This is a genomic window from Gloeothece verrucosa PCC 7822, assembly GCF_000147335.1.
Lineage (GTDB): Bacteria > Cyanobacteriota > Cyanobacteriia > Cyanobacteriales > Microcystaceae > Gloeothece > Gloeothece verrucosa.
Genome location: NC_014501.1, coordinates 3,472,887 through 3,489,585 on the forward strand (window position 1 = coordinate 3,472,887; position 16,699 = coordinate 3,489,585).

At 41.3% G+C, this 16,699-nt stretch carries 11 protein-coding genes; 2 read left to right on the plus strand and 9 right to left on the minus strand.

Features of this window, described 5'->3' with window-relative positions; genetic code table 11:
* Positions 1-190: 190 nt before the first annotated feature.
* From CYAN7822_RS15250 to CYAN7822_RS15260, 3 genes are all read right to left on the minus strand, one after another.
* On the minus strand, positions 191-3,028 hold the full coding sequence (locus CYAN7822_RS15250) for a PQQ-dependent sugar dehydrogenase (protein ID WP_013323167.1): 2,838 nt from the start codon (positions 3,026-3,028) through the stop codon (positions 191-193).
* A 540-nt stretch (positions 3,029-3,568) separates the two neighbouring features.
* Positions 3,569-4,366, minus strand: coding sequence for a SirB1 family protein (locus CYAN7822_RS15255; protein ID WP_041933265.1), 798 nt, complete (start codon positions 4,364-4,366; stop codon positions 3,569-3,571).
* Positions 4,367-4,448: 82 nt separating this feature from the next.
* Positions 4,449-5,993, minus strand: a complete 1,545-nt coding sequence (locus CYAN7822_RS15260; RefSeq protein WP_013323171.1) for an NAD(P)/FAD-dependent oxidoreductase — start codon at positions 5,991-5,993, stop codon at positions 4,449-4,451.
* Between the two features lie 276 nt (positions 5,994-6,269).
* On the opposite strand from CYAN7822_RS15260, the gene mrdA reads away from it, so the two are divergent.
* Complete coding sequence (gene mrdA, locus CYAN7822_RS15265) at positions 6,270-8,120, plus strand: penicillin-binding protein 2 (protein ID WP_013323172.1); 1,851 nt, start codon at positions 6,270-6,272, stop codon at positions 8,118-8,120.
* Positions 8,121-8,299: 179 nt separating this feature from the next.
* On the opposite strand, the gene CYAN7822_RS39490 is transcribed toward mrdA, so the two are convergent.
* The 4 genes from CYAN7822_RS39490 to purE form a co-directional block, all read right to left on the minus strand.
* Complete coding sequence (locus CYAN7822_RS39490) at positions 8,300-9,073, minus strand: PEP-CTERM sorting domain-containing protein (RefSeq protein ID WP_013323173.1); 774 nt, start codon at positions 9,071-9,073, stop codon at positions 8,300-8,302.
* Between the two features lie 388 nt (positions 9,074-9,461).
* Positions 9,462-9,806 carry a hypothetical protein gene (locus tag CYAN7822_RS15275; protein WP_013323174.1) on the minus strand — a complete coding sequence of 115 codons (345 nt, stop codon included), beginning with the start codon at positions 9,804-9,806 and terminating at the stop codon, positions 9,462-9,464.
* A 495-nt stretch (positions 9,807-10,301) separates the two neighbouring features.
* Positions 10,302-11,132: a tetratricopeptide repeat protein gene (locus CYAN7822_RS15280; RefSeq protein WP_425365342.1), complete on the minus strand. Its 831-nt coding sequence runs from the start codon at positions 11,130-11,132 to the stop codon at positions 10,302-10,304.
* Positions 11,133-11,233: 101 nt separating this feature from the next.
* Complete coding sequence (purE, locus tag CYAN7822_RS15285) at positions 11,234-11,779, minus strand: 5-(carboxyamino)imidazole ribonucleotide mutase (RefSeq protein ID WP_013323176.1); 546 nt, start codon at positions 11,777-11,779, stop codon at positions 11,234-11,236.
* A gap of 287 nt (positions 11,780-12,066) precedes the next feature.
* On the opposite strand from purE, the gene nagA reads away from it, so the two are divergent.
* A complete protein-coding gene (gene nagA / locus CYAN7822_RS15290) occupies positions 12,067-13,242 on the plus strand; it encodes an N-acetylglucosamine-6-phosphate deacetylase (RefSeq protein ID WP_013323177.1) in 1,176 nt (391 codons plus the stop codon).
* 13 nt (positions 13,243-13,255) lie between these two features.
* Here the strand turns inward: nagA and CYAN7822_RS15295 are convergent, their stop codons facing one another.
* The gene (locus CYAN7822_RS15295; RefSeq protein WP_013323178.1) at positions 13,256-13,948 is read right to left on the minus strand and encodes a PHP domain-containing protein; all 693 of its coding nucleotides are present in this window, start codon (positions 13,946-13,948) and stop codon (positions 13,256-13,258) included.
* A gap of 205 nt (positions 13,949-14,153) precedes the next feature.
* Entirely contained in the window at positions 14,154-16,607 is a 2,454-nt protein-coding gene (locus CYAN7822_RS15300) for a transglycosylase domain-containing protein (protein WP_013323179.1), read from the minus strand.
* Between the last annotated feature and the right edge of the window lie 92 nt (positions 16,608-16,699).

Consider the following 16,699-nt stretch of genomic DNA (forward strand, 5'->3'; position numbering starts at 1 on the left):
TTCGCATATATTGTCTTTTTACATAGTCCGTCTTTTTGACTTTTTTTTATCTAATGTAAGACATGGAATCAGTTTAGCACTTTCTTCCATGTCTTGCTGAGAAAGGGAGAACAACTTTTTTATGTTTGAATGAGATTCACCAGCATCAATGAAAATCGAAACGATTTACAAGTCAGTATCCTCACTATTTTTACCCCTTTACATAGCTAATTTTCCAGATATTAGCACCGCGATCAATAGGCGAAGTATAATCAAGGTCCTTGTAGAGATCGCTAAAGTACAACCCATCTGGACCTGCTGCCAAGCCAACTACTGTAGCTTTGCCGACTCCATCATATTCAATTAGAGAAATCGGATCGCTCTTTAAGTTACCGTTCTCGTCGAGAATAAATTCGTCAATCCGTTTACCTCGAGTCGTTCGACCGCCTACATAAGTAGGTCCGGATAATGACACAAAAGCATGTCCCTCCTTAGAGGTAGGTCCATTTAAAGGAAAACCACTGCCACCAAATGTCTCTGATTGAATGAAGGCGACGTTAACTGGCGCATTTGTTGCTGTCCAATTATAAAGGGCATTAATTGTCATGCTTGCATCGGTTCCGTCCCAACCATAATTAGTGCCAGGGGTTATTTTAGCAAAGCGATCATTGCTTCCTGGCCCATTCTCGACTGAGTAATGGGAATTGTCTGCTGCCCGCCAAGCTCCTCCGAAGGGATTGCGTAATCCATAAGCATAAATGTAATCTTTAGCAGTGATGCCATCACCCTTGTTATAGAAGGGATTATCTTGAGAAGGTGTTCCATCTAACTTCGGGTCTGCTCCGTTTATATTTAATCGCAGGATTTTCCCTCGGAAAGAATTTAAATTCAGTGCAGTGCTAGTATTGAAGCCATCGCCCATATGAACGTAGAGTTTGCCATCCGGCCCGATGGAGAGATTAGAGATAAAGTGAGATTGTCCTTGTATTTCGCCAACCATGTCGAGAATTGTCGTCTGGCTTGATGCAGTTTTACCTCCATCGCTGCTACGCAAACGCACTACTTTAGGATAATGAGGAGCTAGATCATTCTTGGGATTGGGACTATAGAGTAGTGCTGCTAAAACATCTCCATTCTGAGGATCGACGGTAATACCGGATAGCCCTTGCTCGCCACTGCCAGGGAAAGATCCTAAGACATTATAGTTCAGCAGGTTAGTGGCATAATTAGAGACTGTGCCTTTCTTAGAAACCACCTTGATGGTGCCGTAGAGTTCGGTCACATAATAATAGGGATCGTTATCATCGCTAGGATCTTGGGGATCATCAGGTTTAGCATTAGGGACGAAAGCAATATTTACTGGTAACTGGAAGCCAGTGGCAACTTTCTCAACTTTGTAACCAGACTGGGTAACTCGCCAAGGGTTTAAAGTGCCTTGCGCTACTTTAGAGAAGTCAGGACGAGTTTGTGTATTAGTCCCCACATAGGTAGTGCCATTGGTAGAGACCCAAAAATAGTTTTGTTGACCGGCTGCCAAACTGATGGCGGGTAAATAGATGCTGTAGCTTTTTGCGGTTTCATCTGTGAAAGTTACTTGCGACTGGGGTAAGTTAAGACTGCTACTTCCTGCGCTAATCCGCAAACGCACGTTTTTGTGTTGATTTAAAGCAGGCGCATTGACAATTTGGTTAGATATTCCATCTAAGCCTTTAAATTGTAATAAGGTTTCACTTGACGGTGACTCTAGGCTCAAGAAAGGTTGAGTGGTTGAGTTTGGCAGGATAATAGGATTGCCATTATTGCTATCACGCCATTCAGGCTTTGACTCATCCTCAATATTGTCTAAAGTTAGCGGAAAGACTGTCATAGCACTAGCTGTTTTAAAAGGCATCTCTCCCCAATCACTGGTTAATCCATAATTGTCAGCGTGGCGGGCTCGTAGTTTGTAGTCGGTACTGGCGAAAAGCTCTGATCGTCCAAGATAACTATTGACAAACTCTCCATCTCCTAAATGAATGTGGAGTTTCTCAATACCTCGAATATTGTAAGCTTGCCAAGCCACTTGATTACGTGCCACATCCCAGATTTCCCAGTCAGTATAAAGGTGAGTATCGGACGGATCGTTAGCATCAACGAAGTCTGACGTTTCCATATGAACATCACCAGCGATAACAATTTTTCCTGCAACGTTAGGTTCAGTGATCGCTGGCGTGTTGGGTTTGTGGTTGATGCGTTCATAACTTGTGAATTCCCAGTTGAGAATTTCTTGAGCGTTATATAGTGCGCCTGTTGCTGCCCCAAAACCAATCCAAGCTTGAGACCCCACGGCTGAAGCTAGGTCAACCTCGTAGTTAAGCACCGGCGAAGTGGGTTTGTTGGCGCTCTCAGATAAGAAGACTTGCAAAAGGTTTGCTATGGCATCGTAATTAATCCAGGCATAGAAAGGTTTCCCGCCATTAAGATCGAGGGGAGAAGATTGAGTCACTAGCGGTTTCTCAACCTTGCCATCTTGGAGAAGAGATAAGTTATTGTTGCCAACATCCCATTTGTTTTTAAATGTATCAAAAGCTACTGCTATACTTGAACCAAGATTTTTATAGGCTAATCCTCCTCCTCCTGCTGTTGCGCTTCCTAATGCGCTAGCTCCAGATGGGGTGTTCTGAATGATGAAGGTAAGCCCGTCTGCCCCATTTGTTTTTTGTTTTCCATAAAGATTAACCTGAAATTGTGTTTCGAAGAAAGTATTGGGGGTAATATCGATTTTATTAGTTAAAAATGCTGTGCCTCTCTCATTAGTATTATCGTTTGTTAACCTTAAAACATTGTCTATTTGTCTTGCTGAACCATTCAGTTTAAAAGCAGAAATGTCGGAAAAATTTGGGAATTGAATTTTATTAGCATTGATTGAATTAGCCGTAGTTTGTAAGGCTTCAATATTCAACGGTGCGCTGGCAGAGGAAACAGGGATAATGGGATCTTCATTCAAAGTTAAAGAACCAGGGGAATTCAAATTTAACGGGATTATGTCAGGACTGTCGATTAAAGTCATAAACTTTGTAAATTCTTGATATAATTTTCATTTGCTCGCTGAGCATCTATGTATTTTACAGGGGCAATGTTAGACTTGATGTTAAACTTAAGGGAAAAATGTAAAGTTTTGTGTAAAACACCTTTAGTTTATCTGAATTTAGTTCTTTTTTAAACCTGATGCGTTATTTCCGCCAAGCTGCACTAGCCGGACTTAAACACACTTTAGTGACTAAAAGGGCTGTAAGTCTTGCTGGACAAGTTTTCTACCTTAAAGGGGGTATAAGCGGCACTGAACCTATATCTATCAAACCTTTAACTGATGCGCTTTGGTTAAACTTATACTGAGTATGGTTTTGGGCCCTTTTTTCCAGAACTTTTTGTCGCGCGTCTCGCTAGGGATAAATAAGTTAGCCCTATTTCAGCATCGCTGACTCGATTTGTCGTTTGCTGATCTTGCTTCCATCTTTTGTTTAGACTAACTTGCAGGCAAAAATAGCTCGCCATTAGTTCATAGGTATTATTTTTTTTGATAGTCTAAACTCAAGTGCTAAGGACTAAATCAATTCATTTTTTCTAATAATTGGCGTATCACTTGAGCATCTTGAGCATCCGGTAACAAAGCCAGATAAAATCCTAAATCTTGAGAAGCTTTTTGGGTTTCACCTAAGTGATAATAAATTAATCCTCGGTCTCGCAATTCTAGAGGATGATTGGGAAAAATCAACAAAATGTATTCAAGAATAGTTAATGCTTTAAAAAATTGTTGACCATTGAGATAAATATATTTTAAGTTTGTCAATATTCGTCCTAAAATCTGTTGATTAGTGACCGGTTCAAGAAAATGAGGTTCTAATTTAACTGGCTGTTGATAAACTTCTTGTAGTCTTTGTTCACAATCTTGTTCAAAGAGAATTTCTCCTTGATTATACGCATCTACAAAAATTCCGGCTTCTTCAAAATTAGGACGAATAATAAAATGTCCTGGCATTCCTATGCCTACCATAGGAAAATCGAGCCGCTTGGCTATTTCTAAATAAACCACAGATAGAGTAATAGGTATTCCCGTCCGTCTATCAATGACTTGATTTAAAAAACTGTTACGGGGATCGTAATAGTCAGTTCTATTTCCTTCAAAGCCGAGGTCTTCAAATAAATAATGGTTAATTGTTTGAATAATTTTTAGAGGATAAAATGAATCTGGCAAACGTTCTTTTATCTCTTGAGCCATTGTATCAAGAGCGTTTAAATATTCGTCTATATCGAGTTTAGGGTATTCTTGTTGAGCTAGGTATAGTGAAGCTTTTGCCAGATCAATTTGAGCATCAGGTTGATGAATTTCTTGATAAAAATTTTGCATAGTCATTAATCATTAATCATTAATCATTAGTCATTAATCATTACATTAGTCATTCTTTTTTACCTCTGTTCCCTGTTCTCTATTAACTGTTATGATAATCTTTGCCTGAGCCGTATTTCCAAGCATCTAGCCAACGATGATAATAATATTTAGGAATATCAGGTAAATTATTAGCGATAGGATTCAGGAGTTTACCGAGGGGAAATAACCCACTATAAAGAGCCAAATTGAAATAATGAAAACTCCAATCAACTAAAGGACTAATTCCCACTTGCGGAAGAAGGGGTAAAACTAGCTTGGGATTAACTAAAATTAAAGTTTTAGCCAAAGCCGGAAATTGAATTACATCTTGTAAAAAAGGTTTTAAAACATCTTCACCTAATTGATCCATCACCTGAAAAACCCCACTCATTAAATTATTAATTTGGTTAGGTTCGGCTTTTTGATTCATGGCTACACTCATAGTTTTTTGGAATAACCAAGTCACCGATATATTAGGTTGATAAGGTTGTAATAAAGATAAAGCATAAGCATCTAAAACATCAGCTTTTAAGGCTTCAGTAATGCCATCAGTAAGTCTTTTAAGATGTCTAACCATTGCCCCAAACCCTCCAAAACTAACAGGCGATTGACTGCCACTGCTATCTCCTACAGCTAAAATTCTATGCCAAGGAGTTTTATTGGGACTTTGCCGATAAGAGGGAAAAAAGCCAAAAAGAAATCGTTCAAAGTGCAGTTTTTCTAACTCAACATTTTGATAGATTGGCAACCATTTAAGATATTCTTCCATAAAAAACTCTAAGCCAAATCTATCGGGATGAGTATCTAGATAAGTAAACAGATAGGTGGTGCGGCCATCTCTAGCCGGAAAAGCTTCCCAAAAATACTGACACTGATTGAGAATAGGCGTAATAGAAGCGATTAAATCTCCGCTTTCATTTTTGTCATAGCCTTTAGCGCAACTGCCAACCACTAAACAAAGTCCCTCGGGTTTATGACCATTTCTAGCTTGTTTAGCCACAGGGGAAAAATGCCCCATTGCGTCGATGAATAAGCGAGATTTTAAAGATATATCGCCGGCTTTGACCACAAGTCCATCGGGATGAACAGTAGCGGCTTGAAAAGGCGTTTTTTCTAAAAGCTTTCCTCCGTGATGTAAAAATTTATTTTTTAAAGTCTCTAATAAAAAAACGGGGTCAACACCCAAATTAAGAACATTTTTAACCCACAGTTCATAACCCTGGAAAAAGCTTACTCTAGCGGGATTATATTCTGTAGCGATCGCGGTGGTTAATTCGGCTTCTGTCAGAAGTTCTAGCTCTAAAAATACGGTTAATTCTTGACGGGAAATATTCCATTCTTGCTCTCGCCCGCGTAAAATTCCTTGTTCAATCACTGCAATACGGTAGCCTTGTTGTTGGAGAGCCGCAGCCAGTAAAATTCCTAAAGTTCCTCCACTAATGACTACATCCCAGTCTACGCTTCCCAGGGATTGTGAACTTTCTTTAACTACACAAGGAACAGAGATAGGCTGAGTACGTAAACCCTGTAGAAGCTGATCCGCTTTCCGTAAGCGTTCTAGTACATCATGTTCGAGCAACGAAACAAGGGGTTCTGTCAAAGTCATGGATTTTGGGAGATCGAGTCGGAATTTTTCTTACATACTAGCAATGTTTACTAAAATTTCTCGGGCTTGGGAGCATCGGCGGTGTTAGTTGCGTCTATTTGAATACAATCAAATGCTCCCTCCTGGGAAATCATCGTCTATGATAGGAAATTCTACTTAGAACAAGTAGAAATCATTATATAGACTGATGAAAGGCCGTGATTTGGTGGTTACATTTCTATACTAAGAAAGGCAAAGCTTATAAAACTAATTATTTAAACTGAGTTTGCTTACTGAATGCGTACTATCGACTTCCTCCCAAAGCCAAGAGCCAAAAAAAGCCCTTCTCCCAAGAGAACCTCTCAACCTTCTTTTGCCCAAGATCGTCGTCAAGAGACAGGCCGAACAGTAGGACGACAGTATCAATCGATTTTAATGATGCTGTTGATCAGTCTTGTTTTATTAGGAGGGGTGGGGGCACGTCTTTTTTACTTACAATTATCTCAAGGAGAAGTCTATCGAGAAAAAGCTGAAAATAACCGTATTCGGATTGTGCCCAAACAGCCGGTGCGAGGCAACCTATTTGATCGCAAAGGGCGAGTATTGGCCACGACTCGTTTAACTCATGCGGCTTATCTATGGCCGATGGCTCAAAAACGGGAAAACTGGCCGGAAAATAGAAGACGTATTGCCGAACTTTTAGGCGTATCTGAAAAAAGTATCGAAGAAAAGGTGCAACAAGCGGGTTTTAACTCTCCTACCCTCATCCGCATCGCTCGCAGTCTCACCCCGGCTCAAATTACAGCACTCGAAGAGTACCGCAGTCAAATTAGTGGCATAGAAGTAGATATAGAAACGGTTAGAGATTATCCTCATAAAAAAATCGCTTCTCATGTGTTGGGATACACCGGAGAATTAGATGCCGAAGAGTTAAAACAACGCCGCTCAGAAGGCTATCGCATGGGCGATGTGGTGGGAAAAATGGGCGTAGAGGCAGCCTATGAGCAACAATTACGAGGAGAATGGGGCGGCTTGCAATTGGAAGTAGATGGAGCCGGTAAAGTGATGCGGGTGTTAGGTCAAAAAGCGGCTAAACCCGGCAAAGATGTAACCCTAACCCTAGATTTGAATGTTCAAAAAGCAGCAGAAGCGGCTTTAGGCAACCGCAAAGGGGCAGTAGTGGCCCTTGATCCGAGGACTGGCGCGGTTTTAGCGATGGTTAGTTATCCTCGCTTTGATCCTAACGTTTTTTCTTCCCAAATCACTCCGGCTATTTGGAAGGAACTACAAGAAACAAAACCCTTTGTTAACCGGGCCATGCGTGGGTTTCCTCCGGCTTCTACTTTTAAAGTGGTTACCCAAACCGCCGGTATGGAGTCCGGAAAATACCCTCCCAATACGATTTTAGGGACGTTTGCTTATCTGAATGTAGGCGGAACGGCTTTTGGAGAATGGAACCGGGCAGGATTTGGTCCTTTGGGGTATGTCAGGGCACTAGCGATGAGTAGTAATACGTTTCATGGCCAAATTGGCAGGGGGGTAGGAGGTCCAACTTTAATTAAATATGCTCATATCTATGGATTTGGCAGCAAAACAGGGATTGAAATCCCTGGCGAAGTTCCCGGCTTAATTGCTGATGATGCTTGGAAGCGCAAGATGCTCAATTGGGGATGGACTGACGGAGATAGTGTCAATATGTCCATCGGACAAGGATTTACCCAAGCAACTCCTCTTCAGATAGCGGTGATGTTTGCTGTGCCGGCTAATGGCGGCTATAGAGTCAGACCTCATCTGTTAGCAGATAGTACCAAAAAAGCGGATCAATGGCGCACGAATTTGCATTTTAAACCCACTACGATCAAAACTCTCCGAGAAGGACTACGGGCCGTGGTTACCAGTGGGACCGGCAAAGGTCTTAATGTTCCTTATTTACCGCCAGTAGCCGGAAAAAGCGGCACAGCCGAAGCCCCTCCGGGTAAGTCTCATACTTGGTTTGGCGGTTTTGCTCCTTTTGATAATCCAGAAATTGTTGCAGTGGCTTTTGTAGAACATTCTGGCGGTGGGGGAGGTTCGGTGGCCGGTCCCATCGTTCGTCAGGTGATGGAGGCTTATTTTAATAAAAAACCCCCCAATCCTAATAGTAAATAAATAGCAACAGGCAACAGCTAAGAGTTTTAGGCATTTTTAAGAATTAATGTATTATTCATTTATTTATGCCTACCTACTTATAAATTAAACGCTAATCAATTAAGGGACCTGCCTTCAGCAGGTTCCCCTAGTGGTGGGCTAAAGCCTAAAATTTCAACAATTAATTAGGGTAGTCATCATTAAACAGTTTTTGATTTTTTCAACAGCTTTCTTTTGAAAAAGGCTCCAAAACTCAAGGCTGTACTCACGCCGAAAAGAGTCAGAGGTTCGGGTACTGCACTCGCCGTCCATGTACCATCAAGCGAAACGTTTTCATCGTAATCAAAAAAGGAAAAAAAGCCAGCAGCATCTATTGAAATCAGTATCTCACCAATTAGGTCAGATTGGTAATACCAAGCGTCTGTAGAAAATAAAAAAACATTACCTAGTTTGTCAGCACTAATCTTGACTTGGCTGATACTGCTGCTAAGAGGATTAAAAAAATAACTTTGATTAGGAAGGTAAGAACTTAAATAATACTTCTTTTGGGAACCCGACAAATTAATCTGGATATCGGTTAGATGTAAATTTTGACTAGCTTCGATCTCAAGTGTATTAACAATGTACAGATTGTTAGGTATTTGACTAGGATCATTATAGAATATACCTTCATAATAACCTGTGGGCAAATAATACTCATAATAATTCCCATCCTCATCGTAATCACTATATAAATCGAGTATTTCTCCTACAGCAAAAAAACCTTCAAACGGTGTTGGACTATAATTAAATGATCCAGTGGCTACCAATTGATGATCATAATCTCTAAACTCTAGCTTTCCTTTAGTCGTCTCTTGAAAAGTTAAGGCTTGTGCCGATTGACTGTCAAATCCTAAATTGATTACTGCTATGCCTAATGGTAACCAAAATAAGGTTTTACAAGAATTAGTGAAAATCTCTGGAATGGTAAACATAGTGACTGTTTATTGTTGTTTTTAATTTCTTTAAGTCATAGCTTACCAAACCGATGTTAGAGTTAATGTTATCGATATTATTTAAAAAAAAATCTTATGTAAGCTAGAAAACATTGATTAGCTTATTTCTATTGTAATCAATAATTTTTCTCTATACCTGCATATTTTTAAAAAATAGTAAGTACCTGGACATAAATAAAGCTTAGCTCCGCGCCACTCCGTGTACATTATGTTAAGAAATGTAAAAACATTGAAAGCCTTTCCTGTTCCCTGTTCCCTGTTCCCTGTTCCCTTGCCAAACAGTTAACTTTACTTTTGTCCAGGTACTTATTATTGAATTTCTCCAACCGATATAACAGTTGGAGGGACTCAATGTGGGATTTAAATATCAAGCCTCAAATAAAGACTCTAATTCATTTCGTAGAGCTTCAAAATTAACCACTCTAGCAACGATTATATTTTCTTCTTGTTTTCCCCGGGTTAACTCATTTTTCCAGTAGCGGATCTTGTCTTCATTCTTCAACCAAAACTTAATCATTATATTAGTGACTTCATCCCAATCCCAATTCGGTCTAGAGGGAACCATTTTGGTCGATTTAATAAACGAGTCTAAAGAGCATTCATAGCTACCGAGATGCGTTTTTCCTCGATGAGGATTGTGTTCATGTTGCTGTTGATAATTAAAAAACGTTAAAACAGGGGTAATGCCAATAATATCGAAAGAGTAGGACATAGGCAGTATCTCCTTGGAAATTTTTTATTATTAATGGTAGATAGTTTGCCCTCAGATTGGCTTCTATCTGAAGGTCAACAGACTTGAGTTATACACTCTTTCACTCAAGAGTAATATAAGTTTTGATGTTCAAAAATTTCCTGAGATCTTTTAAATTGAGTCCCGGAAAAATAGAACGAGTAGTTTAGCACTTGAAGCTGATGAGTGATAACTGATTGGTCAGTGAGAGTCAGGGATTTATTGAAGTCGCCAAAATCAGTAATGAGTGGGATCAATTGTTCCTCTGACATTTAAATAAAGCTGACTATTTTACTAAAATTCTAACCTTACTAATTCTAAAAAAGTGTTTTTTGTAAACTTTTTTGCCGGGCAACCCAAGATTTTGGCCAGAAGTAGGGAAAAGGGGACGATGATTTATCTGATTCTCTGATGGACTATAATTTTAGAGTTTCATCATAGTTACCATTTAATCAGAGCGAATCATCGTCGATGTTTTTAATTAAGGTTCAAAAATTTATCCAAAGCCGCTACCATCTGAGGCGGCCAGCGACGGATATTTTTCACCCAGTCTAAGTCTTGATATCGGTTATCTATCCCCACAGCAGCAACCCAATTACTTTCGGCTTCTCCTTGTTTACCCTGTTCCCAGAGTACCGCCGTTAAAGCCGCTCGCATATCCGGAAACATGGGATATTTTCTGACTAAAGAGCGCATTTTGCGGGTAGCTTCCTCTTTATGACCTGTTTCATACAGCGCTAAGGCCACATTGGCTTGAGCAAAGGAAAAATTAGGAGCTATGTCGATGGCTTTTTGATAATCTGCTAGGGCTTCTTGCCAATGGCCTAAGCTTCCTTGAGCGTTGCCTCGGTTATTATAGGCCATGGGATCAGAAGGATCTAAGGCTAATACTTGATTATAATCGGCGATGGCTTCAGAGTATCGTTCTTGCGCTTCAAAGGCCGTCCCACGATTTAAATAGGGATCAGGGCTATCGGGTGCGAGTTCAATGGCTTTGTTAAAATCGGCGATCGCTTCATCGAGTTTAAATTGACTCACGCGACAATTGCCTCGGTTACTCCAAACCGCAGGATTAGTGGGAAATTGTTCGATTAATTGAGTCCAATATTGTTCGGCTGCGGGAAAATCTCCTTTGTCTGTTGCTTCAAAGGCTTTTTGAGCTAGGGCTTCTCCCTGCTTGATTTGTTGTTCTGTAATTGAAGAAGAAACGACCGGTTCGGCCCAGGCACTCTGTCCGCCAGTGCGGAACTCGTTCCCCGCCCCACTCCAAATCAAAACGACAGTCAATAAAATTAGAATCCAGCGTATCATTACTGTTTTTCTCTCTAGTATTTAGTTAAACCCCACCCCTGAGCCGAAGTCCCGAGGCATTGAGGGGTTCCGAAGGGGCGGAGTCTTTATACTTATTTTTACATCCGTTCTAAGTATTGCTGGTATCCCAGTTGTTCTAATTTGCTTTGTTTGTCTAAAACGCTTTGAGAAAGGTTCTCTCGATACTGTTGCACTTTGACTTGTAAGTCTGGGTTATGGGTGGCTAGAATTTGTACGGCTAATAAGCCTGCATTTTTGGCGTTGCCGATAGCAACGGTTGCTACAGGAATTCCTCCGGGCATTTGTACAATTGAGTAGAGCGAATCCACTCCCCCGAGATGACGAGTGGCAACGGGTACTCCGATGACCGGTAAAGGAGTTAATGAAGCTACCATTCCCGGTAAATGAGCCGCTCCGCCGGCCCCGGCGATCAGGACTTTGATGCCTCGTTGATGGGCACTTTGAGCATACTCTACCATTCGCGTTGGGGTACGATGGGCTGAGACGATAGCCACTTCCCAACTGACTTCAAATTCTTCACATACGGCGATTGCTTCTTTCATGGTTGGTAGGTCTGAATCACTACCCATTATGATTCCTACTTGGATTTTAGGAGCGGCTGTTGTAGGCTGTTGGTTGGTCATCAGTTTTTGATTTTAATTGTTAAATTTTAATTTTAATATTTAAAATGGGAGATTTTTATGGTATTATTATTTTTAATAGAAGATTTTTTATAATGACAATATAAAAACTTAAATATAAACAAAAATATTCCCATTGTAAAAACAATTATCGCAAAAAAAATTAAATTTGTCAAGGCTTAAAAACCCTTTTTTGACACACTTAATCTTAACAATCAGCAACAGATAACAGAGAATAGGGAATAAGGAAAAACTAAGGAATAATAACGATAGACGAAGTACAAAAAATCATGATCACTATCATCAACGCTCTAATACCAGGCTCAGAGGAATTGCAGCAGATTGAGATTACTGGTTCTGAAATAGCAGCAATCAAACCCATGAGGGAAGGGGTAGCAAAAAAAGAAAAACCATCCATTATCGATGTAGAAGGCGATTGGATTTCTTTGGGAGGAATAGACTTACAAATCAATGGTTGTTTTGGGTTGGCGTTTCCCGATTTAACGCTAGAAGACTTGCCTAGACTAGAGAAAATTTGTGATTTTTTATGGACAAAAGGAGTGGATGGGTTTCTGCCCACCTTAGTCACAACTGCTGTGCGGAAATTCCAACGTTCGCTATTAGTGTTAGAAGAATTTATTGCCGAACAAAAGCAAAATAATCGAACCACAGCCCAAGTTTTAGGAGTTCATTTAGAGGGGCCATTTCTGAACTATGAAAAACGAGGAGCGCATCCAGCCGAATATTTACTAACCGCGAGTTTAGAAGCTTTAGAAGGGATCATCACTAATCACGAAAGTATCATTAAAATTATGACCTTAGCGCCAGAATTAGATGTCACTGGACAAGTCATTAACTATTTACATTCTCGAGGGATTATTGTCAGCCTGGGTCATTCACAAGCCACAGCCAAAGAAGCTAGACAAGCCTTTGAAAAAGGGGCATCAATGGTTACTCATGCTTTTAATGCGATGCCTTCCTTACATCATCGTCAACCAGGATTATTAGGAGAGGCAATCGTTAGTAAAAATGTGTATTGTGGTGTGATTGCTGATGGTCATCACGTAGCGCCAACCATGCTTAAAATTCTCTTAAGAGCTTGCGAATATGAGCGAGGAGCTTTTTTAGTCAGTGATGCCTTAGCTCCTTTGGGATTACCGGATGGAATATATCCCTGGGATGAACGAAAAATTCAAATCGAAAAGGGGACAGCTAGATTAGCCAGTGGAAAATTAGCAGGAACCACGCTACCGTTATTAACGGGAGTAGAAAATTTAGTCAAATGGGATATTTGTAAGGTTGAATCAGCGATCGCTTTGGCTACTGAATCACCGCGTAAAGCGATCGGATTACCCGGCTTATCTGTAGGACAAAAGGCAAACTTGTTACGCTGGAATTGGCAGCAAGAGCTAAACAAATTAACCTGGCAACGATTGGATTTAGGATGGATGCACACGGATGATTGAAATACAGATTGCTTTAGAGACGATACAGTAAGTTAACGCCATGAGTATCTGTTCCACAGGTGGTAAAGACTCCATAGACTTCAGCCAGTTTTAGGACTAGCTCAGTTTGTTTTGGACTAGGTTGCCAGGGTTTAGGATTTCCATAGGCATAGTAAGCTTCTATCCCATCAACTCCTAACCCGGCAGCCGCAGGAATTAATTCTTGTGCTGAACGAGAGTAACGGGCAGGGTGTGCCAAAACCACTAATCCACCGGCTTGATGGAGGGCATCAATAACGGTTTTAGCCTGGGCATCTTCTCCCAATGGGCGTACTCCTTTGAGATAAGAATTCATAACCGGATGTTGGGGGTTAAACCCATAACCGAGGATATGAACTTCTGCTCCTAATAAATTTGATGTGATTTCTATGCCTGTCCAAAGGTGAGGCAAAAGGGTATTAGGTTGGTGTAGGCGAAGATCATTAAGCCGCTCTTGTGCAATTTGGTAACCTTGGGTAGAGTGGTGATCTGTAATAGCCAAACCCTTAAGACCAATTTTAAGCACTTGTTCTATTAAAGCGATGGGACTGAGTTGACCATCGGAGCAAGTGGTGTGCATATGGAAGTTATAGTGATAGGGACAACTATTGAAATCAATGGTAGCCCAGACTTCCCTGAGAGCTTTGGTGTTTTGGGCTTCAGCCTGAGTGGCAGAGGTAACAACCATTTTTGTTTTGTCGTCTCGCAAAGAATTTACATTTGTTAAGATCTACGATAACAAATGTTAAGAGTTTATGGGGAAAGGATAAGTTGTCTATATTACAAGTTGAGTTTATGCTATTGCTCAAAAGACGCTTATTTGATTTGAACACAGACAAAACTAAAATTTGTATGACATCGATTTAAAAGATATTAGTGATTAATAACGATTTTTACTCCGACTTATGAGCCGCAGGGGGAGCAGGGGGAGCAATAGAAGTCACTGGAGCGGAGACGGGCACAGATTCAGCCGCCGGTGCTGCCGGTGTAGGAGCAGAATTGGAAGTCGCCACTGGGGCAGGAGCAGATTGACGAGGGGGAGAACTGGCAAATGTTGTCGATCGTCTTCTTCGATAAGAATAATTATATCTAGGTTGTACCGGTTGAGGGGCAAAAGCTTGCTCTTGATTTCGTCGTCTTCTGCGTCTTCTGCGAGGTTCGGGTTGTGTTTGGGGTTGTGTTTGGACTTGAGTGTTGTTATTAGTGGTTTGAGCTTCTTGTTCTGTGGGTTGGGGTTCGGGCATTTTGTAGTAACTATTTTTCGGTTTAATGGGTTCAGCTTTAATGGACCCTTTGCGCCCGTCTATGGGGGGTAAACTCTCAAAAGAAACTATCGGCATATTTTGCACCACAGGGAGCATAAACTGTCGCCACAGAGCCGCCGATGTACTACTAGCTCCCCAAGTAGGTTGATTATCATCATTTCCTAACCAAATTCCTGTTACTAATTGGGGAATATAGCCAATAAACCAAAGGTCTCTTGCTTTATCAGAGGTTCCCGTTTTTCCGGCCACGGGGCGGCCGATTTGGGCGGGTTGGCCGGTTCCATCATTGACGACTCCCTGTAACATCCAGGTCATAATGGCGCTGGTTCCCTCATCGATCGCTTTAACTGGCTTAAAATCTGCCTGATAGAGAATTTTACCGTTGCGGTCTATAATGCGGCTAATACCATAGGCGGGTTGATGAACGCCTTTATTAGCCAAAGTTCCATAAGCGCTGGTAATTTCTAATAAGTTGACTTCAGAGGCTCCCAAAGCTAGAGAATAGGTAGGTTTGAGGGGTGATTCTATGCCCATTCTTTTAGCAATTCTAATGATTGGATTCCATCCCACATCCACTAACGTTTTCACCGCAACGACATTTAATGATTTAGTCAGGGCGTTACGCATAGAGACATATTGCCCGCTATAGGTATCTCCATAATTTTCCGGTTTATAGCCATCGACGACATATTCTGCATCCAGGAAACCTTGATAAGGAGAAAATCCTGCCGCGATCGCTGTGGAATAGACAAAGGTTTTAAACGTCGATCCCGGTTGTCGCTTCGCTTGAGTAACACGATTGTACTGATTTTTTTCAAAATCATTGCCTCCCACCATCGCTTTAATTTGTCCGTTGCGGGGATCTATAGCCACGAGGGCAGCTTGAGAGAATCTTTGCCATCTCCCATATAAACTCACCGTCTGATCGACCTTTTCTTGGGCTACTTGTTGCCACTTAGGATTGAGGGTAGTTTCTACAATTAAGCCGCCGCGAGAAAGCACATCTTTTGAGAGATATCTGGGCAGTTCTTTTTGAATGTATTCGGTAAAATAGGGGGCTTGGCGTTGTAGGCGTTTGGGGGGACTGGGATTAATCGTCAGGGGGGAGGCGATAGCTGTAGCGGCTTGTTGTGGGGTAATAAATCCTTGTTCCTCCATGCGTTTAAGCACTAAATCCCGTCTTTGTTTAGCCGCTTTTTGATTTTCGATCGGAGAATAAAGACTCGGGGCGGGAACAATGCCGGCTAAGGTGGCGGCTTCGGTGAGGGTTAACTTTTCTACGGGTTTACTAAAATAAATCCAAGAGGCATCAGCGACCCCATAAGCCCCCGAACCGAGATAGACAAAATTGAGATAACTTTCGAGAATTTGGGCTTTATCAAACCGTTGTTCAATTTTCTGAGCGACACGCATTTCGCGAATTTTGCGGTTGAAGCTTCGTTCTTGGGAGAGGAAAACCATTCTAGCGAGTTGTTGGGTGATGGTACTGCCTCCTTCCACCACATCTTTAGCCAGTAGGTTAGAGATCACGGCGCGGGAAATGCCTTGAAAATCTACGCCATGATGTTCTTGAAAGCGGCGATCTTCGCTGGCTATAAATGCTTTGAGGAGATAGTCGGGGAATTGCCATAATTTAAGGTGTTCATAAGGAATATCCCCAACTTGTTGTAAGATTGTGCCATCAGCCGCTTGAATGGTTAAACTGCCTTCAGGGGCGTAGGTGAGGACTTCATCAACGGATTTCGGGAGCGTGCTTTCTAAACGATAAATATTCCAGGCTACTACTAAGGTTGTGGTTCCCATGCCTAGGGTGATTCCCAAGCCGAACCAAAATTTAGGATGCTGATGAAGGGGATAGCGTTGATAGAGTCTTTGGATTTTGCTAGGGACAACTGCCAATTTTTGCAATTTTGGCGAGAGGGCAGGCAGGGTTAGGCGAGGCAGCTTAAATCGCGGGGAGGGTTGCTCTGTAGGTTTTTCTAGGACTCCCACCGTCTTGTTATCTGGAGGTTCTATATTCTTAGCGACTGAGTGAAGTAATTGGCTTATTTTTTTTCTGAGCTTAAGGTTAAACTGTTTCACTACTTCAACTCCTCACCCCTGATGAGTTTAACGTGCCTCTTTGTCGAGTTGGATTTAGATTATTGGATTCTGCTAATTTTGTCAATTATTTT